This window comes from Rhodococcus sp. P4_F5 (assembly GCF_056401315.1).
Genome location: NZ_JBFUJP010000009.1, coordinates 89,703 through 108,368, shown reverse-complemented (window position 1 = coordinate 108,368; position 18,666 = coordinate 89,703). Strand labels below are relative to the sequence as shown.

General features: G+C 69.5%; 23 protein-coding genes. 19 read left to right on the top strand and 4 right to left on the bottom strand.

Annotated elements, in window-relative coordinates; all coding sequences use genetic code 11:
* Together AC1DU4_RS06965 and AC1DU4_RS06960 are read left to right on the top strand one after the other, a co-directional pair.
* Nucleotides 1–1,022, top strand: a 1,022-nt coding sequence (locus AC1DU4_RS06965) for a helix-turn-helix transcriptional regulator (protein WP_477838340.1), incomplete at its 5' end; no start/stop codon positions are given.
* A gap of 126 nt (nucleotides 1,023–1,148) precedes the next feature.
* The gene (locus AC1DU4_RS06960; RefSeq protein ID WP_477838338.1) at nucleotides 1,149–1,490 is read left to right on the top strand and encodes a YciI family protein; all 342 of its coding nucleotides are present in this window, start codon (nucleotides 1,149–1,151) and stop codon (nucleotides 1,488–1,490) included.
* A 61-nt stretch (nucleotides 1,491–1,551) separates the two neighbouring features.
* Here AC1DU4_RS06960 and AC1DU4_RS06955 read toward each other — a convergent pair whose 3' ends face one another.
* Entirely contained in the window at nucleotides 1,552–2,202 is a 651-nt protein-coding gene (locus AC1DU4_RS06955) for a DNA alkylation repair protein (protein ID WP_477838351.1), read from the bottom strand.
* A gap of 289 nt (nucleotides 2,203–2,491) precedes the next feature.
* Between AC1DU4_RS06955 and AC1DU4_RS06950 the strand changes: the two genes are divergently transcribed.
* Complete coding sequence (locus AC1DU4_RS06950) at nucleotides 2,492–3,508, top strand: AurF N-oxygenase family protein (RefSeq protein WP_477838337.1); 1,017 nt, start codon at nucleotides 2,492–2,494, stop codon at nucleotides 3,506–3,508.
* 45 nt (nucleotides 3,509–3,553) lie between these two features.
* Nucleotides 3,554–5,299, top strand: coding sequence for an FAD-dependent oxidoreductase (locus AC1DU4_RS06945; RefSeq protein WP_477838335.1), 1,746 nt, complete (start codon nucleotides 3,554–3,556; stop codon nucleotides 5,297–5,299).
* A gap of 49 nt (nucleotides 5,300–5,348) precedes the next feature.
* Here the strand turns inward: AC1DU4_RS06945 and AC1DU4_RS06940 are convergent, their stop codons facing one another.
* Entirely contained in the window at nucleotides 5,349–5,774 is a 426-nt protein-coding gene (locus tag AC1DU4_RS06940) for a nuclear transport factor 2 family protein (protein WP_477838333.1), read from the bottom strand.
* A 116-nt stretch (nucleotides 5,775–5,890) separates the two neighbouring features.
* Here AC1DU4_RS06940 and AC1DU4_RS06935 point away from each other — a divergent pair, with 116 nt between their 5' ends.
* The 3 genes from AC1DU4_RS06935 (at nucleotide 5,891) to AC1DU4_RS06925 (ending at nucleotide 7,769) form a co-directional block, all read left to right on the top strand.
* Nucleotides 5,891–6,289 carry a hypothetical protein gene (locus AC1DU4_RS06935; RefSeq protein WP_477838332.1) on the top strand — a complete coding sequence of 133 codons (399 nt, stop codon included), beginning with the start codon at nucleotides 5,891–5,893 and terminating at the stop codon, nucleotides 6,287–6,289.
* Nucleotide 6,290: 1 nt separating this feature from the next.
* A complete protein-coding gene (locus AC1DU4_RS06930; RefSeq protein ID WP_477838330.1) occupies nucleotides 6,291–6,641 on the top strand; it encodes a ParA family protein in 351 nt (116 codons plus the stop codon).
* Nucleotides 6,642–6,806: 165 nt separating this feature from the next.
* A complete protein-coding gene (locus AC1DU4_RS06925; protein ID WP_477838328.1) occupies nucleotides 6,807–7,769 on the top strand; it encodes a DUF389 domain-containing protein in 963 nt (320 codons plus the stop codon).
* 319 nt (nucleotides 7,770–8,088) lie between these two features.
* Here AC1DU4_RS06925 and AC1DU4_RS06920 read toward each other — a convergent pair whose 3' ends face one another.
* The gene (locus AC1DU4_RS06920; RefSeq protein WP_477838326.1) at nucleotides 8,089–8,598 is read right to left on the bottom strand and encodes a hypothetical protein; all 510 of its coding nucleotides are present in this window, start codon (nucleotides 8,596–8,598) and stop codon (nucleotides 8,089–8,091) included.
* Nucleotides 8,599–8,965: 367 nt separating this feature from the next.
* On the opposite strand from AC1DU4_RS06920, the gene AC1DU4_RS06915 reads away from it, so the two are divergent.
* From AC1DU4_RS06915 to AC1DU4_RS06905, 3 genes are read left to right on the top strand one after another with little or no spacing between them, the layout of a single operon-like run.
* Nucleotides 8,966–9,442, top strand: a complete 477-nt coding sequence (locus AC1DU4_RS06915) for a hypothetical protein (RefSeq protein WP_477838324.1) — start codon at nucleotides 8,966–8,968, stop codon at nucleotides 9,440–9,442.
* Complete coding sequence (locus AC1DU4_RS06910; RefSeq protein ID WP_477838322.1) at nucleotides 9,393–9,788, top strand: SOS response-associated peptidase family protein; 396 nt, start codon at nucleotides 9,393–9,395, stop codon at nucleotides 9,786–9,788. The genes AC1DU4_RS06915 and AC1DU4_RS06910 overlap by 50 nt, the downstream gene beginning before the upstream one ends.
* Nucleotides 9,677–9,961 carry a helix-turn-helix domain-containing protein gene (locus tag AC1DU4_RS06905; RefSeq protein WP_477838320.1) on the top strand — a complete coding sequence of 95 codons (285 nt, stop codon included), beginning with the start codon at nucleotides 9,677–9,679 and terminating at the stop codon, nucleotides 9,959–9,961. The genes AC1DU4_RS06910 and AC1DU4_RS06905 overlap by 112 nt, the downstream gene beginning before the upstream one ends.
* A gap of 119 nt (nucleotides 9,962–10,080) precedes the next feature.
* On the opposite strand, the gene AC1DU4_RS06900 is transcribed toward AC1DU4_RS06905, so the two are convergent.
* Nucleotides 10,081–10,635: a hypothetical protein gene (locus tag AC1DU4_RS06900; protein ID WP_477838318.1), complete on the bottom strand. Its 555-nt coding sequence runs from the start codon at nucleotides 10,633–10,635 to the stop codon at nucleotides 10,081–10,083.
* A gap of 191 nt (nucleotides 10,636–10,826) precedes the next feature.
* Here AC1DU4_RS06900 and hypA point away from each other — a divergent pair, with 191 nt between their 5' ends.
* The 9 genes from hypA to AC1DU4_RS06855 all read left to right on the top strand — a co-directional run bounded on the left by hypA (nucleotide 10,827) and on the right by AC1DU4_RS06855 (nucleotide 18,652).
* Nucleotides 10,827–11,156 carry a hydrogenase maturation nickel metallochaperone HypA gene (hypA, locus tag AC1DU4_RS06895; protein ID WP_477838316.1) on the top strand — a complete coding sequence of 110 codons (330 nt, stop codon included), beginning with the start codon at nucleotides 10,827–10,829 and terminating at the stop codon, nucleotides 11,154–11,156.
* A 3-nt stretch (nucleotides 11,157–11,159) separates the two neighbouring features.
* Nucleotides 11,160–11,939 (top strand): hydrogenase nickel incorporation protein HypB, encoded by a 780-nt coding sequence (gene hypB / locus AC1DU4_RS06890; RefSeq protein WP_477838314.1) that lies wholly within the window; start codon nucleotides 11,160–11,162, stop codon nucleotides 11,937–11,939.
* 135 nt (nucleotides 11,940–12,074) lie between these two features.
* Complete coding sequence (locus tag AC1DU4_RS06885) at nucleotides 12,075–13,130, top strand: NADH-quinone oxidoreductase subunit B family protein (protein ID WP_477838312.1); 1,056 nt, start codon at nucleotides 12,075–12,077, stop codon at nucleotides 13,128–13,130.
* 24 nt (nucleotides 13,131–13,154) lie between these two features.
* Complete coding sequence (locus AC1DU4_RS06880) at nucleotides 13,155–14,951, top strand: nickel-dependent hydrogenase large subunit (protein ID WP_477838310.1); 1,797 nt, start codon at nucleotides 13,155–13,157, stop codon at nucleotides 14,949–14,951.
* Between the two features lie 62 nt (nucleotides 14,952–15,013).
* Nucleotides 15,014–15,901, top strand: coding sequence for a NifU family protein (locus AC1DU4_RS06875; protein ID WP_477838349.1), 888 nt, complete (start codon nucleotides 15,014–15,016; stop codon nucleotides 15,899–15,901).
* Nucleotides 15,902–16,531, top strand: coding sequence for a DUF5947 family protein (locus tag AC1DU4_RS06870; protein ID WP_477838308.1), 630 nt, complete (start codon nucleotides 15,902–15,904; stop codon nucleotides 16,529–16,531).
* On the top strand, nucleotides 16,528–17,169 hold the full coding sequence (locus AC1DU4_RS06865; protein WP_477838306.1) for a DUF6084 family protein: 642 nt from the start codon (nucleotides 16,528–16,530) through the stop codon (nucleotides 17,167–17,169). Before AC1DU4_RS06870 ends, AC1DU4_RS06865 begins: the two co-directional genes overlap by 4 nt.
* Nucleotides 17,166–18,545, top strand: a complete 1,380-nt coding sequence (locus tag AC1DU4_RS06860) for a hypothetical protein (protein WP_477838304.1) — start codon at nucleotides 17,166–17,168, stop codon at nucleotides 18,543–18,545. The genes AC1DU4_RS06865 and AC1DU4_RS06860 overlap by 4 nt, the downstream gene beginning before the upstream one ends.
* On the top strand, nucleotides 18,533–18,652 hold the full coding sequence (locus AC1DU4_RS06855; protein ID WP_092776013.1) for a DUF6893 family small protein: 120 nt from the start codon (nucleotides 18,533–18,535) through the stop codon (nucleotides 18,650–18,652). Before AC1DU4_RS06860 ends, AC1DU4_RS06855 begins: the two co-directional genes overlap by 13 nt.
* Nucleotides 18,653–18,666 lie beyond the last annotated feature (14 nt).

Here is an 18,666-nt window from a genome sequence, read left to right as displayed (position 1 = left end):
GGCTGGAACGTGCACTGGCCTGCCCGAGCGCGGCTACGACGGCGGAACGCGCCGAGGCACTGTATGCCTGCAGCGCCCTCGCCTCGATGCAGGGCGATGTCCAGGCCGGGATGGCCCGCGTGAAGGAGGGGCGTGAACTGAACCGGGAGGGCCACGATGCGGTGTCGGACGCCCTGATCACTCACGTCGAGGGCCTTCTGTCAGTCGCAGCCGGTGACTTCGGTCGAGGGGTCGAATGCCTGGAGGCGAGTCTCCGGGTCTTCCGCTCGAAGGGCATGCGACTGCAGATCGTCGAGGACCTGGTCGGTCTCGGGTTGGCCACGGTACTGCTCGGCGACGCGGAACGGGCTGCCGCGTGGCACACGCAGGTGCTCGCGATCACAGAACCCTGCGGCGAAGCCGTCTTCCGGACCTACTCGTTGTGGGCCACGGGTATGGCGGAGTTGCAGCGGGGCGACCCCGCGCGAGCGGTCTCGCTGTTCGAGGAAGGACTGCGGTTGACGCGGTCGGTGGACGACCCGCTGAGCGCTGCCTGGTTCCTGGACGTGCTGGCATGGATTGCGGCCGCGGCGCGGGAGTTCGGACGAGCGGCGACCTTGAGGGGTTCGGCCATGGCGATGTGGCAGATCGTGGACGGACCGACGGTCCGATTTCCCAGCCTGCTCGTTCACCGCGACGAGTGCCGGCGCCAGATCGTCGGTGCGATCGGCGAACGGGGGTACGAGGCGGCACTTCGCCGCGGCCGGGAGTTGACATTCGAGGGAGCAGTCGCGTTCGCACTCCGAGAGGAGGACGTAGCGGTTGAACCCGAGCCGGCGGAGGTCGCGACGAACCTGACCCGACGCGAGCGACAGGTCGTCGACCTGGTGGCGCAGGGACTGACCAACAAGGCGATCGCCGAACAGTTGGTCATCTCTCCGCGCACCGCTCAGGGTCACGTCGAGAACGTGCTGACCAAGCTCGGCTTCACGTCCCGGACCCAGATCGCGGCGTGGTCCGCCGAGCGCACCCGAGATCGGTAGGCGAAGTCGGGCCCGAGTGCCGTCTCGTCGCCGGAACAGCTGGGGGTGGAGCGAGTCTTGTGCGCAGCGCGCCCGCGTCGGCGAGGATGGGGCCGATCCCTGAATCGAGAAGAAGGAGTCGACGCGATGACGAAGTACCTGATCTCGTTCCCGAGTGGCGCCATGGACATTCCCGACGAGGGTCTGCAGGCAGTTTCGGATTCGGCGCACGCGGTGGTGGAGGAGGCGAAGGAGGCCGGCGTCTGGGTGTTCGGCGGTGGAATCGACGAGAGCGTCCCGCCTGTCCTGGTCGATGGGGATGGCACGGTGACCGAGGGCACCTACCCGCAGACGAAGCAGCTCGAAGGCGGCTACACGGTACTGGAGTTGCCCTCCCGCGAGGCGGCACTGGAATGGGCTGCGAAGATCGCGGTTGCCTGTCGGTGCGCGCAGGAGGTGCGCGCGTTCGGGTACGACCCCGCCAGCTGAGGGGGTTCGACCTCCCGGGGAATCGCATTCTGRCTTTGGCGCGGCGAGCACCGCGCGCGTGTCATGGACTCACTTCCTCCTGACGGCGCACCATCTCGGTGATCCAGACGGGCGCGAACGGGGACGTGCAGTTCGGGGGAGTCGGGTAGTCCTTCAGCACCCCCAGGCGCTCACCGATGTCGAGTGCGCGGGCGCGATGCTCGGCGTGCTCGATCCCGATCTGGGCCAGGCAGTGGTTCATCGCCCACTGGAGGCGATCCGGGGCATCACTCATCTGCGCCTCGACGACGTCGAGCAGTCCCGCGAGGTCGAGGCCCTCGGGCTTCTTCGCCACGCGTTCGGTGGTCAGCGCCCAGCCGGCGCTCGCGACCACCGGATCCGGGTCGGCGGACCAGGCCACGCGCAGCTGCTCGGAGTGCGGGCTCTTCTTCACCACGTAGTTCACGAGCCAGTCGTGCACCTTGGGGGTGCGGGCCTCGCGCAGCATCGCGTCCAACTCGTCACGCTCGAACGCCTTCGGGCGGCAGATCAGGATCGCCAGCAGCCTCGCCGCGGTGTCGCCCGTCGCCCAGAGCTCGCGCGCGAGTTCCGGCTGCGTCTTCAGCCGTTTCGCGATCGCGCGCAGCTTGCCGAGATTCAGACCGTGATCGTCGCCGTGCTTCTCGTTCACCGCGCGAGCCTTCGGGTCCTCGAGCTCGGCCAGCTCGGCCATCACCTCGCCCACCGTCGGAACGGCCACCGCCTTGTCTGCCACCTCGGCCTCCTGTCCGTCACCTGTGGGAGACAGCGTAGGTGGAAAACGCGGCCGATCAGGCGATCAGCCCCGGTCGTGTGCGTCGTCCGGGCCCGACCGGTGTGCGCGGAAACTGGTACTAGAGTTCTCTGATACTTGCGGTTACAGTAACTGCCGTGAGGTCGAGTTCCCCCGGAGCGATGTCCTCTGAACTGACTCGATGCCTGGGCCGACGGTCGGGGCGACCGGAACGACGGAGGAGACTCGGATGACAATCTCGGCGGAGCGCACCGGTTCGGCACGGCCGCTGGTGGACTCGGACGCGGCCTACAACGAGATGCTCGTGCGGCTGTCGGAGGGCTCGGTGCACAAGCACTTCGACCCCTTCGAGGACATCGACTGGGACGCGCCGGACTTCGCCGTCGTGCCGAACGACCCGCGCTGGGTGCTCCAGAAGGAGACCGACCCGCTCGGCGGCCACCCCTGGTACCAGGCGCAGTCGCTGGAGAAGCAGATCGAGATCGGGATGTGGCGTCAGGCCAACGTCGCCAAGGTCGGCCTGCAGTTCGAGAACATCCTGATCCGCGGCATGATGCAGTACGTCTTCTCGACCCCAAACGGCTCTCCCGAGGCCCGGTACTGCACGCACGAGGTCATCGAAGAGTGCAACCACACGATGATGTTCCAGGAGATGGTCAACCGGATCGGCATGGACACCCCGGGGATGAGCCGACCGCTGCGGTTCGTCGCGCAGTTCCTGCCGCTGGCCGGCAATACCCTCCCGGTGATCTTCTTCATGGGCGTGCTCGCCGGCGAGGAGCCGATCGACCACCTGCAGAAGTCCGTGCTCCGCGAGGACGGCGTGATCCACCCGATCATGAAGGGCGTCATGGCGATCCACGTCGCCGAGGAGGCCCGGCACATCTCGTTCGCGCACGAGTTCCTGCGTCGCCGCGTCCCGATGATGTCGCGTCCCGGCCGCTTCGCCGCCTCGCTCGCCATGCCGCTGATCATGCGGATCCTGTGCGACGCCATCGTCGTCCCGCCGAAGCAGTTCTGGTCGGAGTTCGACATCCCCGAGCAGGTCAAGCGGGACCTGTTCTGGCGCAGGCCCGAGTCGCGTCAGTCCCTGCGCAACTACTTCGCCGACGTGCGGATGCTGGCCCACGACAGCGGACTGATGAACCCCGCGTCGAGGCTGGTGTGGAAGGCGCTGAAGATCGACGGCAAGGCCTCGCGCTACCGCAGCGAGCCGTCTCGCGGCACGGACCGCGTCGCCGCCTGACGCGTCGGAAACTGACTACCCAGCTCCCCAGATCGGAAGCCCTCCATGCCCCATGTGGTGACCCAGTCCTGTTGCAGTGACGCCTCGTGCGTGTACGCGTGCCCGGTCAACTGCATCCACCCGACGCCGGACGAGCCCGACTTCCTGACGGCGGAGATGCTGCACATCGACCCGGCGGCCTGCGTCGACTGCGGGGCGTGCGTGTCGGCCTGCCCGGTCGACGCGATCGTCCCGGAGGCGAAACTGGCGCCGTCGCAACGGGTGTTCCTGGAGATCAACGCGGACTTCTACCGGACCCAGCGGGACCGGCCCGTCCTGGCGCCGGTGGTCCCCGCGCCGACGGTCCGCGGCGGCCGCGCGCCGCTGCGGGTGGCGGTCGTCGGGTCGGGCCCGTCGGCGATGTACGCCGCCGACGAGCTGCTCACCCAGCCGGGCGTGCGGGTCGACGTCTTCGACCGGCTGCCGGTGCCGCACGGGCTGGTGCGCGCCGGCGTGGCGCCGGACCACCAGAAGACCAAGCAGGTCACCGAGCTGTACGACAAGATCGCCGCCCAGCCGGGTTTCGAGTACTACCTCAACGTCGAGGTCGGCCGCGACCTCTCGCACGACGAGCTGCTGGCGAGCCACCACGCCGTGGTCTACGCGGTGGGGGCGTCGTCGGACCGCAAGCTCGGCGTCGAGGGGGAGTCGCTCGCCGGCAGCGCCTCGGCGACGGACTTCGTGGCCTGGTACAACGGCCACCCCGACCACGCGGGTGACACCTACGACTTCTCGCACCGGCGGGCGGTCGTCGTCGGCAACGGCAACGTCGCGCTCGACGTGGCCCGGATCCTGACGATGGACCCGGAACTGCTGGCGGGCACCGACATCGCGAGCCACGCGCTCGAGGCCCTGCGCACCAGCAAGATCGAGGAGGTGGTGATCGTCGGACGTCGCGGCATCGCGCAGTCCGCGTTCACGGTGCCGGAGTTCGCGGGCCTGCTGGAGACACCGGGCATCGACGTGGCGGTCCGCGCCGGAGACGACGTGCTGGACCCGGCCACCGAGCGCGCCGTCGCCGACGGCACCCTCTCGCACGCGGTGGAACACAAGCTGGCCCTGCTCGGCTCCCTGCGCGCCCGGTCCGGGGGAACCGGACGGAGGGTCACCCTGCGGTACCTGTCGAGCCCCACCCGCATCGTCGGCGACGACCGGGTGACGGGAGTGGAGTTGGTGCGCAACGCCTTCGCCGCCGGCGAGGGTGACGGGGTGCGGGTCGAACCGACCGGCGAGGTCGAGGTGCTCGACGCCGGACTGGTGCTCACCTCGATCGGCTACCGGGGCGTGCCGCTGGCCGGGGTGCCGTTCGACGACGCGACGGCCGTCATCCCGAACCGCGAGGGCCGGGTGCTCGACGCGCCCGCCGGTGCGCGGCTGCCGGGCGCCTACGTCACCGGATGGGTCAAGCGCGGTCCGACGGGCTTCATCGGCACCAACAAGTCCTGCGCGCAGGAGACGGTGAACGCGCTGGTGGACGACTACAACGACGGACTGCTCGCCGACCCGCGGACCGGCACAGCGGAATTCGACGCGCTGGTGCGGTGGCGTCAACCCGCGGTCGTGGACCGGGCGGGCTGGCAGGCCATCGACCGGGCGGAGCGCGCCCGCGGCGCCGACCGCGACCGGGTCCGCGAGAAGATCACCGACACGGCGGAACTGGTGTCGATCGCCGCCGCGGCGCAGCGTGCCCCGGCGGCCCGCAGCGGCGGCCGCAGCCTGATGCGCGGTCGCCTGCGGCTGGTCCGGGACTAGGGGACCCGGAAGGTCCGCAGCGCGCGGTGGCCGACCGCCCAGCCGAACCCTACGGTTCGAGGTCGGTGACGAGGGTTCCTTGGTGGTAGAGGATCTTCCAGTCGCCTGCGCCGCGCTGCCATACGGTCACCCTGCGGGTGAGTCTGGTGTCCTGCAGGAGTGTGTAGGTCAGCAGATAAGTGGCCGAGGCGATTTCGCGTAGCTGGAACTCGCTGGTCTGCCAGTCGCCGTCGAGCTGGCCCGAGGGCTCTGACGCGTATCGCTGCTCGAGGACCGACCAGGCGTGTTCGCGGCTGTAGCGGCGGCCGGAGGCGCCGGTCTCCCAGAATTCCGGGTCGGTGAGTCGGTTGAAGTCCTCCCGCGTGGTGCCCAGCTCCGGGCGGTGGAAGATGGGCTCACGCCGTTTGAGCTCCTCGAGCAGTTCGTGGAGTTCGGGTTCGGTGTGGTGGTCGGGCTCGCTCGCGGCATGTTCCACGGCGTCGAGTATTCGGCACCTGCTCGTGTCAGGCCAGTCCTGTGCCGCTGAGACCTTCTCGTATGTGGTCAGCAGGCGACCCATACGTGCGATGGTGGACTCGTACAGGGGTTGAGGTGACCGGAGGGGAGCAAACGGTGCAGGTACGTCGTGCGGTAGCGGGTTTGGCAGTCACAGGTCTTGCTCTCGCAGTGGTGGGCTGCGGTAGCGGAGGTAACGAAGTTGCCGCTGCGGGAACAGACATCACCGTGGCGGCGGAATCCATACCCATTCCCGACAAGGTGGTCGTACGCCGACCGGGCTTCATCGACACCAACATCTCCCCGGCCGACGTACCTGCATGGCCGGGACCGCACCCCTCCGAGTTCCTCGAGCCCAGCCCACCGTCGGGGGAAAGTGGTGAGGTCGCCGGCGAACAAGCTGCGGCCGTGTATGTGGCGGCTCTCGACAATCCAGACGCGTTGTGGAACGTGGGAGGCATTGTGCAGTGGCTGGTCGTCGATTCTCTTCCGTGAGGTGCTCCACTACGACGTAGTCCTCATCGACTGCCCGCCGCCGGCCGGCTCGACCACTGAACTCGGGATCCTCTCGGCCGGATGGGTGATCTCCCCGGCCCACCCCGAACCCCTTGGCGCCGCCGGCTTCGCAGACGGCGTGTGGGCAGTCCAGCAGTTCGCCGAGGCGTGGCAGCACCCCTCGGCCGTTGCCGGCGTCGTCTTGACGAAGGTCAACCGCACCACCGAGCACCGGGACGGCTTCGAGGGGACCGTCGACTTCGTGACCCAGGCCTGGCCCCGAGTCGGGATTCGACGCCGACGGTCCGCGCGACGCGTTCGCATCGGGTGTCTGGTACCCGCCCATCAGTGAGGCCGCGTTTCCACGCCGCGTCGATAGGCGCGGTCACCGAAGTACACGTGGGGATGTGGGGTAGCCATGGCGCGCGATGCTATCGACTTCGTCGGCGCTCCGGAAACCGAATTTGTGCCCCGCGCATCCCGCGAATCACTGCTCCGCCCCGGCAGACTGACCCGCATGCTGCATCTACGGATTCTGGCGCCGAGCGACCTGACCGACGACGCCCTCCGGATTCTGGACGAGGAACCGGGTGTCAGCGGCCTTGCGGTGCTGCGCGGCGCCGCCCTGCGTCCGGCGGGCGACGTCGTGTACGCCGACATCGCCCGGGAGGCGGCCAACGACGTGATCGACCAGCTGCGGGCCACCGGGCTGCACCACCGCGGCAGCATCGAGATCGAACCGGTCAACGCGTGGCTCTCCCGCAGCGGATTCGACGCCGAACTGCGCACCCCGGGCAGCAGCGCGGACGCCGTGGTGTGGGCGGAGGTCGCGCAGCGCTCCTACGAGGAGACCGAACTCAACTGGACCTACCTGAGCTTCATGTCCCTGGCGACCCTGCTCGCCGGGATCGCGATCATCACCGACTCGCAGATCCTGGTGATCGGGGCGATGGTGCTGGGGCCGGAGTTCGGGGCGATCGCCGCGCTCGGGGTCGCGCTGGTGCGGCGACGGTGGGTGCTGCTCGCGCTCGCGGTCCGCACCCTCGTCGTCGGGTTCGTGGTCGCGATCGCGGTCACGGCGATCCTCGCGCTGGTCGGCAGGGGGCTGGGCTGGGTGACGATCGACGACGTCACCGGTCCGCGGCCCGACACCGCGTTCATCTACACCCCCGACAAGTGGTCGTTCATCGTGGCGGTGATCGCGGCCGCCGCCGGGGTGCTGTCGCTGACCTCCTCGAAGTCGGTTGGGCTGGCCGGGGTGTTCATCTCCGTGACGACGGTGCCCGCGGCGGGAAACGTGGGTCTGGCCCTGGCATTCGGGGCCGGTCACGAGATCTGGGGCAGCAGCCTGCAGCTGCTGCTGAACCTGTCCGGCATGGCGTTGGCCGGCTGGGCGACGCTGGCGATCCAGCAGGCGCTGTGGACGSGGGTGTCGGTGCGCCGGGCCCGTGCGCTCGACCGGGTCCGCCGGATGCTCTGACCGGTCAGGAGTCGAGCCTGGTCGGACCCAACGACGCGAGACCCGCCGAGCCCGCGCTGGTCGCCGCCCGCTGACGATCAGGGCACGGCGGTGAGGTCGCCCGTGAGCACCTGGACATTCACCGTGTCGTCCGTTCAGCCGACACCGGGTCGACGGCAGGTCATCCATGGCTGTCCGGGGGCCCGGGCGGCACCGGTCGTGTTGTGCGCCGGCCTCGGTATGAATCAGTGGCCGAGTCGACGGCGAAGAAGTAACGCCGAAGGCCCGCCCCAGAATTGGGTGCGGACCTTCGGCGTGGATGCGGTGAGCTGGCCGTGCCTCAGCTGCCGAAGAGCTCGCCGAGGCCCGGGCGGACCGGATCGGCCTGGGGGATGGCGACGACGGCGGACTCCTGTTGCACGGTGAACGCAGTGATGGCCGGGATGCCCGCCAGGTAGTCCGCGATGCCGGGGTAGTCCGAGACCCACATGGTCATCGGGTCGGCGACGGGGCTGCAGGAGGCCAGGACGACGTAGGAGCCGTCGGGGATGTCCGTGACGGTCTGGGTCGCCGTGCCCGGCTGGACCTCGCCGTTGGCGTACAGGGTCTGGCCGGCGCGGAGGACGTCCTCGACCGGCGGCAGCACGGCGCCCGGGGCCGGCGCGAGCGAGGTCGCACACATCAGGGCGGTGCCGGAGTTGTTGGTGATCGTGTTCGTCACCGCCGATCCGCTGACCTCGTAGGCGAAGGTGACCTGGTCGGCCGTGGCGGCAGAGGCCAGTGCCGGGGTGGCGACGGCCAGTGGAATCGACGCTGCCGCGATGAGTGCGGCGCGGATGATCAGTCGCATGCAGGTGTCCTCTTCGTCCGGTTGAGTTCCGTGTGCGATCCTGCACGACGTGTAACCGGACGCCATTGGTCCTGGCAGAGGACGAGTGCGCCGACAGCAGCACTATTTGTCCTGTGAACTGCGGGGATGGCGTCGCTCTCTTCGTTCTCCACCGGCAAGGGCGATGGGCGTGTCCCGGAGCCGGTGTCGGCGGACGCGGCCAACGTCCGCGTTGGACCCACGACGACGGGAGTCCGACGGTGTGCGGACGATATGCGAGCACCAGCGGACTGGGCATTGTTCGACTGGATGCAACGGTGGACGCCGCTGCTGCCGACGACGACGCCACGGACTCGCGCCCGTCGTCCCCGCGCCTACGATGCGTGACATGACCGACAGGGAACTGGCCTTGCATGTCGACGACGATGGCTTCGTCTGCCTCGTCGCCCCCGACACCTATGCCGGGTTTGTCGACGCCGATTGGACCCTTGACAAGCTGCTTGCCCGTTTTGTCGAGCAGATGAACCAAGGGACACTGTTTGTCGCATTCCCCGGCCCCGACTACGCGCTGGAGCGCTTGACGTTTGGCGCGAACCTACCCTCCCAACAGGTCCAACGTGAGGCTTCCAACGTCGTTCAAGTTGGGCCAGAAGGCTTGTGGCTCACCGACTACACCGGGCTGACGATGGCCGCCCAGTTCGCGGACACAGGCCCGACCACGGACTACTCGGTGAGGCTGTCAGTCACGCCGGGACGGTATCTCGTTCGCCTCCACGAGTCTGATGGCGCGTTCCATTTGACTGTTTCGCCCGTCGATGCAAACTCGACCATGCCACTTCGAGCGGTTCCGTGGTTCGAACTCTGATACTGCTGTAAACGGACTGTCCACGGGCCGCGGCTGTCGTCGTCCCGTTACCCACAGCGACGGTAGATCCGGAATGTGTGGACGGTATGCGAGTACCAGCAGTCGTCGGGACCTGCACTCGGCCTTCGCGGCGACCGAAACGGTTGGGGAGGAGTTGCCGCCGTCGTACAACGTCGCACCGACCCAGCGGGTGAACGTGGTGCTCGAGCGGGCGTCCCGAAGGGGAGCCCGTGGGTGCCGCTCATCAGCGAGATCAATTCGCCTGCATCACTGTTCATGCGCTTCGCTGCCGCTGAGGAGGTCCGGGCCTGCCGGCTCAAAGGGCTCCGCGAAAGTGCGGCAATGACGCAGGGCCGGGTCGCGGACAGTCTCGGCGTCGGGCACAGCCGCGTTTCCAATATCGAGGGCGGCGACCTCGAGCGTATCCAGATCGACACCCTGCGTATGTACGTCGAGGCCGTCGGCGGCTCCCCTCGGGTCGAGGTCGAACTCGGCGACGACCACTTCCAGATCGCCTGACCTCCTGTCGGCAGTCGAATCGCCGGTCAGCAGCCCCCCCGGATCCGCCGTCGTCTGCGACGGCGGCCCCGCTGCGGCAGTCGCAGTCTGCTGCGCGGTCGCCTGCGGCCGGTCCGCGACTAGGGGACCTGGAAGACTCCGAACCCCGGGCCGACCGGCACCTGAGGCCAGACACCGCTCCAGGCCGGGACGATGCGGGCGGACGCGTTGACGTCGGCGGTTGCCGCGATGGTGCCGCTGCCGGTTGCCGCCGTCGTGGGGGCGTAGCGGCACAAGTCTTCCGGTGCGATGGTCCGGCTGAAGTCGACAGGAGTCACGGCGCGCAGCACGGTGGTGCCGGCGGCACCGGTGGTGACGTTGCGCCAGTTCACCGACACGTCGATGCAGTCGAGCATCCCTTTGGTCGTCGGAGGATCGGCGGTGAAGGTCACCACGCCGGGTGCCTCGGTGGTCGCCGACGGCGTCACGATTGCCAGCCGGTACGGCACCCAGCACAGGAACCCGACAGTGCTGCATGCCGAGACGAACGTGACCGGGACCTGAAACACGGTGGTCGTCGCCGGGACCGGCGGCGGGTTCGCCGTCGCAGTGGCCGCCGAGCCGATCGGCAGGGCCAGGACGGCCACGGACGCGACGGTCCCGGCGACGGAACGATGAACCTCAGTTTTGCGCATGGCGTGACCTCCGGCGTGGGATCTGCCCCGACCCTGCCGCAGTGTCAGCGTACCCGCGGACAGCGCCTTCCAGATCGTCTGCCGCGCAGCGAATTCGGCAGGGCCTGTCAGTGCCGGGCGGCGCCGGGGTGTTGTGCGGACCCGGCGGCGGTCCTAGGGTTGGGGTTCTCCGAGCGCAAAGCGGCAACGTGATGCACGAGATGTCGATCACCCAGAGCATCGTCGATGCCGTGTGCGAGCGTGCGGCCGGCCGCCGGGTGCGACGGGTGAGCGTTCAGGTCGGCGCCCTGTGCGCCGTGGTCCCCGACTCGATGCAGTTCTGTTTCGAACTGGTCACCGAGGGCACCGTGATGGAGAACGCCCGGCTCGACATCGACCAGCCGCCGGGACTGGCGCGCTGCCACTCGTGCGGGTCGGAGTTCGAACTGCGTGACCTCATCCTGCTGTGCCCCTGTGGGAGTGCGGAGGTGGAGATCCTGGCCGGGCGGGAGCTGCGGATCATGTCGATGGAAGTGAGCTGAGCCATGTGCGCTACATGCGGATGCGACGACCACACGGGGGCGCTGGTCACGGTGCCCGGCGCACCCGGCCACACACACGAGCATCCACACCCGCACGAGCACCCACACCCACATGAGCACGACCACCCACACTCACCACCCGCCGAGACGATCACGCTCGAACAGAAGGTGCTGGCCAAGAACGACCTGCTGGCGGCGGCCAACCGCGCGTGGCTGGCCGAGCGCGACATCCTCGCGTTCAACATGACCAGCTCGCCCGGGGCGGGCAAGACGACCCTGCTCGAACGGACCATCCGGGAACTGGGCGGGCAGCGGCCCATCGCCGTGATCGAGGGCGACCAGGAGACCTTGCTCGACGCCGAACGGATCAAGGCCGCCGGCTGCTCGGTGGTGCAGGTCAACACCGGCGCGGGCTGCCACCTCGACGCCGAGATGGTGCGGCGGGCGCTGGAGACGCTGGATCCGCCGGCCGGGTCGCTGCTGTTCGTCGAGAACGTCGGCAACCTGGTGTGCCCGGCCCTGTTCGACCTCGGCGAGCGCAGCAAGGTGGTGGTGATCTCGGTGACCGAGGGCTCCGACAAGCCGCTCAAGTACCCGCACATGTTCGCCGCGGCCGGCCTGGTGATCGTCAACAAGACCGACCTGCTGCCGTACGTCGACTTCGACCTCGACGAGTGCGCCCGGTACGCGCGTTCGGTCAATCCGGACGTCCGGATCCTGTCCACGTCGGCAACTCGCGGCGACGGCGTAATCGATTGGTACACATGGATAAACGAGCAGTAGCGGTGCTGCGGAGGGCCTCGTCGCCGTTGACAGTGCCCTTTCCGCGGGTGTAAACCGTGAGGAGCGTCACACAAGTGGGCCGAGGGTCGACTCCGGTGACGTAGGGGCGCTGCCCTGCCCCGGAGAGCGGCACTGATGCCTACAGAGGCGGCAGTCAAAGCCGAAGAAACACTGATCCACGTGCTGTGGATCAACGCGGGACTCAGTTGTGACGGTGACTCGGTGGCACTGACCGCCGCCACCCAGCCCAGCGTGGAGGAGATCGCGCTCGGCGCACTGCCGGGCCTGCCCAAGGTGGCCATGCACTGGCCGCTGATCGACTTCGAGTGCGGACCCGCCGGCGGCGCCGACGACTTCCTGGAGTGGTTCTGGAAGGCCGACCGCGGCGAACTCGAGCCGTTCGTGCTGGTGGTGGAGGGGTCGATCCCCAACGAGAAGCTGCACGACGAGGGGTACTGGTGCGGATTCGGCAACGACCCTGCGACCGGTCAGCCCGTGACGACCAGCGAGTGGCTCGACCGCCTGGCCCCGAAGGCGACCGCGATCGTCGCCGCCGGGACCTGCGCGACCTACGGCGGAATCCACGCGATGGCGGGCAACCCGACCGGCGCCATGGGTGTGCCCGACTACCTCGGCTGGGACTGGAAGTCCAAGGCGGGGATCCCGATCGTGTGCGTGCCGGGCTGCCCGATCCAGCCGGACAACCTGTCGGAGACGCTGACGTACCTGCTGTACATGGCCACCGACCAGGCCCCGATGATCCCGCTCGACGAGGCGTTGCGTCCCCAGTGGCTGTTCGGCGCCACCGTGCACGAGGGCTGCGACCGCGGCGGCTACTACGAGCAGGGCGAGTTCGCGACCGAGTACGGATCTCCGAAATGCCTTGTGAAACTGGGCTGCTGGGGTCCGGTGGTCAAGTGCAACGTGCCCAAGCGCGGCTGGATGAACGGGCTCGGCGGATGCCCGAACGTCGGCGGCATCTGCATCGGCTGCACCATGCCCGGATTCCCGGACAAGTTCATGCCGTTCATGGACGAGCCGCCCGGCGGCCTGATCTCGAGCACGGCCTCCGGGATGTACGGGTCGGTCATCCGGCGCCTGCGCAACGTCACCGGTCGCACGCTCGAACACGAGCCGCGGTGGCGCACCCCGGGCTCGACGCTCGAAACGGGAGCCGTACGTACCTGGTAGACCGACCTCTCGAGAGGTAGACCGATGACACAGATCATCCCCGAGCCGTCGCACAAGCAGACGGACCCCGGCGGCCTCGTGGAGATGGCCTGGGATCCGATCACCCGCATCGTCGGCAGCCTCGGCATCTACACCAAGATCGACTTCGAGAACCGCGAGGTGGTCGAGTGCCACAGCACCTCGTCCATCTTCCGCGGGTACTCGCTGTTCATGAAGGGCAAGGACCCGCGGGACGCGCACTTCATCACCAGCCGGATCTGCGGGATCTGCGGCGACAACCACGCGACCTGCTCGTGCTACACGCAGAACATGGCCTACGGGGTCAAGCCCCCGCACCTCGGGGAGTGGATCGTCAACCTCGGCGAGGCCGCCGAGTACATGTTCGACCACAACATCTTCCAGGAGAACCTGGTCGCGGTGGACTACTGCGAGAAGATGGTCGCCGAGACCAACCCGGGGGTGCTGGCGAAGGCGGAGAACACCGCCGCCCCGCGGTCGGGCGAGCACGGGTACCGGACGATCGCCGACATCATGCGCACGCTGAACCCGTTCACCGGCGAGTTCTACCGGGAGGCGCTGCAGGTCAGCCGGTCCACGCGGGAGATGTTCTGCCTGATGGAGGGCCGGCACGTGCACCCGTCGACGCTCTACCCCGGCGGGGTGGGGACGGTCGCGACGGTCCAGCTGATGACCGACTACCTGACCCGGCTGATGCGGTACGTCGAGTTCATGAAGAAGGTCGTGCCGATGCACGACGACCTCTTCGACTTCTTCTACGAGGCGCTGCCGGGCTACGAGAAGGTGGGCCTGCGCCGCACCATGCTCGGCTGCTGGGGCACGTTCCAGGACCCCGAGTTCTGCAACTTCGAGTACAAGGACATGACCGAGTGGGGACGGAAGATGTTCGTCACGCCCGGCGTCATCGTCGACGGCAAGCTGGTCACCACCGACCTGGTGGAGATCAACCTCGGGATCAGGATTCTGCTCGGCTCCTCGTACTACGACGACTGGACCGACCAGGAGACGTTCGTGGCCCGGGACCCGCTGGGCAACCCCGTCGACCGTCGGCACCCCTGGAACCAGCACACCAACCCGCAGCCGCAGAAGCGGGACCTCGAGGACAAGTACAGCTGGGTGATGTCGCCGCGGTGGTTCGACGGCACCGACCACCTCGCGCTCGACACCGGCGGCGGCGCGCTGGCGCGGATGTGGTCGACGGCGCTCGCCGGCCTCGTCGACGTCGGGTACGTCAAGTCCACCGGCCGCAGCGTGCAGATCGAGCTGCCGAAGACCGCGCTCAAGGGCCCGGTCACCCTCGAGTGGCACATCCCGGAGTTCGGCAGCAACACCATCGAACGCAACCGGGCCCGCACCTACTTCCAGGCGTACGCGGCGGCCAGCGCGTTGCACTTCGCGGAGAAGGCGCTCGAGGAGATCCGCGCCGGACGCACCAAGACATGGGAGAAGTTCGACGTCCCCGAGGAGGGCATCGGCTGCGGGTTCACCGAGGCGGTGCGCGGGGTGCTCTCGCACCACATGGTGATCCGGGACGGCAAGATCGCGAACTACCACCCGTACCCGCCGACGCCGTGGAACGCCAGCCCCCGTGACAGCCTCGGCACCCCCGGGCCGTACGAGGACGCCGTGCAGGGCCAGCCGATCTTCGAGGAGAACGACCGCGAGCACTTCAAGGGGATCGACATCATGCGGACCGTCCGCAGCTTCGACCCCTGCCTGCCCTGCGGCGTGCACATGTACCTCGGCAACGGCAAGACGCTGGAGAAGCTGCACTCGCCGACGCAGTCCATGACCGGAGAGTGACCGGTCAGGTGAACGGCCACCCGGCGGACGACGACGCGTACTGGCGCAGCGCGGGCGACCGCATCGAGACGCTGCTCGAGGCTAGCTCGGTCGGCGGCGCGGCCGCCCGCGACCGCGCCGAGCAGCTGGTGCGTGAGGTGGCGGACCTGTACGGGGCCGGGCTGGAGCGGATCCTGCGGATCGTCGGCGAACTCGACGACGGTGCGGCGGCGCGGCTCGCCGGCGACGACCTGGTGGCGAGCTTGCTGCTGGTCCACGGGCTGCACCCGCACGACGCCGAGACCCGGGTGCGCGTCGCGCTCGACGGCGTGAGGCCCTACCTGGGTTCGCACGGCGGGGACGTGGAACTGCTCGGCGTGAGCTTTCCGCCGGGTTCCGCCGGCGCGGACGGGGTGGTGCGGCTGCAGTTGACGGGCAGCTGCAAGAGCTGTCCGTCCTCGGCGGTGACGCTCGAGCTGGCCGTCGAGACCGCGGTCCGCGCGGCCGCGCCCGAGATCGCGACCATCGAGGTGGTCGTCGCGACCCCGGAGCCGGAGGCCGGGCTGATTCCCGCGGACTCGCTGTTCTCCCGTGTGCACCGGGGCGGCGCCCCCGGCGGAACCTGGTGCGCGGTACCCGAAGTCGAGCAGCTCCGCGACGGGGAGGTGGGCGGCTTCGTGGTGGCCGGCCTGCCGATCCTGGTCTGCCGGGTCGCCGACGACCTGCTGGCCTACCGGGACCGCTGCCCCTCCTGCACCCACACCCTCGCCGGGGCGGTGCTGGCTCGCCGGGCCGGCTACCCCGCAGGCGACGCGGTGCTGCGCTGCCCGACCTGCCACGCGCACTTCGACGCGGTCCACGCGGGGGTCGGGCTCGACGACGACACGGTGCACCTGGACCCGCTCCCGCTGCTGGTGCGCGACGGCGTCCGGTCCGTGGCCGTGCCCGCTGAGGCCGCGGGGGTGGGATAGGTGAGCGACCCGTACGCCGTGCTGGCGCGCATCACGGCGACCCGGCCCGACCCGCGTCCCGCCGGGGAGCGCTGCGAGATGTGTGCCGAACCCATCCTCGACCGGCACCAGCACGTGGTGGACACGACGGCCCGGTCCCTGATGTGCGTCTGCCGCGGCTGCTACCTGCTCTTCACCGACCCCGGCGCCGAACTGCGGTACCGCGCCGTCCCGGACCGCTACCTCGCGCTCCCGGGACTCGCGCTGGGGCGGGGCCGGTGGGAGGAACTCGAGATCCCGGTGGGACTGGCCTTCCTCTTCCGGAACTCGGCGCTCGGCCGGATGCTCGCCTTCTACCCGGGCCCGGCCGGGGCCACCGAGTCGGAGCTTCCCCTGGAGGCCTGGGGCGCGGTGTGCGCGGACAACCCGGTGCTGGGCGTGCTGGCCGACGACGTCGAGGCGCTGCTGGTCCGGATGCCGGAGCACGGATCCGGCGACGCGACGTGCTTCCTGGTCCCGATCGACGCCTGCTACGAACTGGTCGGCCAACTGCGCCTGCTGTGGCGGGGTTTCGACGGCGGCCAGGAGGCCCGCCGGTTCGTCGACGACTTCTTCGCGGACGTCGCGGCACGCTGCGGCGGCGCGCCATGAGCGAGGTCTCCTTCGCCGTCCGCGACGTCGCCGTCGAGCCGTACGCGGTGGCCCCGATCCTGACGGCCCGCGTCGGCGTCACGGCGACCGGCGACGAGCCCGTCCACGCGATGGCCCTGCGCAGCCAGGTCCGGATCGAGCCGCACCGCCGGGCGTACACCGACGACGAGGCCGCGGGCCTGCTCGACCTCTTCGGTCCGCGGGAACGGTGGGACTCGACCCTGCGGTCGTTCCTGTGGCTGCAGTGCTCCGCCGTGGTGCCCGGCTTCACGGGAACCAGTGAGGTGGACCTGCCGCTGCCGTGCACCTACGACTTCGAGGTGGCGGCCTCGAAGTACCTGCACGCCCTGCGCGAGGGGACGGTGCCGCTCACCTTCCTGTTCAGCGGCACCATGTTCCTCCGGGGCACCAACGGGTTCGGCGTGCAGCAGATCCCGTGGGACCGCGAGGACCACTACGACCTGCCGGTGACCGTGTGGCGGGACCTGATCCGCGCGCACTTCCCGAACACCGGCTGGGTGCGGCTCGGCCGGGACACCGTCGAGGCGTTGGCCGCCTACAAGTCGGCCCGAGGCCTGACCGGGCTCGACGACGCGGTCGCCGGGCTGCTCGCGCAGGCGCGGGAGGAGATCCCGTGACCGCCGCCGACATCAGCCCCAGGGTCCGTGCCGTCGCCGACGCGGTCCTGTACGAGGGTTACCTGCTCTACCCCTACCGCGGGAGCTCGCGGAAGAACCAGTCCCGCTGGCAGTTCGGCGTGCTGGGGCCGCCCGGCGCGGCCGCGGCCGGCGTCGGGGAGGAGCCGGTGCTCTCGGCCCAGTTGCTGACGGAAGGCGGCGAGGACGAGGGGGTCACTCTCGTGCTGCGCTTCCTGCAGCTGCAGACGCGCCACGTGCAGGAGGCCGTCGAGGGCGGCGGCTGGCGGACGGTCGACGAACTCGTCGCGGGCGCGAGGCGCTGGCTCAGCTGGGACGAGGCGGTGGAACGGGAGGTCGCGTTCGCCCCGGTCCGGGTGCCGGAACTCGTGGCGCCGCGCACCATCCCGGTTGCGGTCGACGGGGGCGTCGACGTCGAGGAGCTGGCCGGGCCGGGACGGATCGTGCGCACCCGGCAGCCGCTGGCGGCGGAGGTGACGCTGAGCCGCACCGAGGACGACGGCTTCGCCCGGCTCGGCGTCGAGGTGCGCAACACCTGCCCGGAGACCACCAGCTCGGGGACGGCAGACAAGGAGGACGCGATCGCCCGCTCGCTGATCGGCGCGCATGTGGTCGCCACCGTCGCCGGCGGCTCCTTCGTCTCGCTCCTCGAACCGCCGGCCGGGGCGGCGGCCGCGGCCGCGCGCTGCACCCACCGGCGGTGCTTCCCGGTACTGGCCGGGGAACCCGGGACGCGCGACACCGTGCTGATCTCGCCGATCATCCTGTACGACTACCCGGAGGTGGCGCAGGAGAGCGACGGCGCGCTGTTCGACTCCACCGAGATCGACGAGATCCTGACCCTGCGGGTGATGACGATGACCGACGAGGAGAAGGCGCAGGCCCGGGCCACCGATCCGCTCGCTGCGCGGATCGTCGACCGCTGCGACGCCATGACACCGGAGGCGTTGGGGCAGCTGCACGGCATCCTGCGGGACCCACGCGCCGATCCGGGCCTGATTCCCGAACTGCCCGAGGGTGTTCCGTGGTGGGACCCCGAGGCCGACACCAGCGTGCGGCCGGACGTTGATGCGGTGCTGGTGAACGGGGTCCGGGTGGCGAAGGGCAGCGCCGTCCGCCTGCACCCGTCCCGGCGGGCCGACGCCCAGGACCTCTTCTTCGCCGGCCGTACGGCCACCGTCGCGTCCGTGCACTCCGACGTGGACGGCAACACGCACGTCGGGGTGACCGTCGACGACGACCCGGCCGCCGAGCTGCACGACTGGTACGGGCGTTATCTCTACTTCGCGCCGGACGAGCTGGAACCGCTGGGAGAGCCAGCGCCGGGCAGAGAGGAGGGTCAGCCATGGAGACAGTAGGGCAGATCGCCACCGTGTTGGTCGCGGTCCTGATCGTCGTGGGCGTCGTCGTCGGCGTCCGTTCGATCCCCGACGTCAGGCGGTACCTGCGGATGCGGCAGATGTGAGCCGCCACCGGACG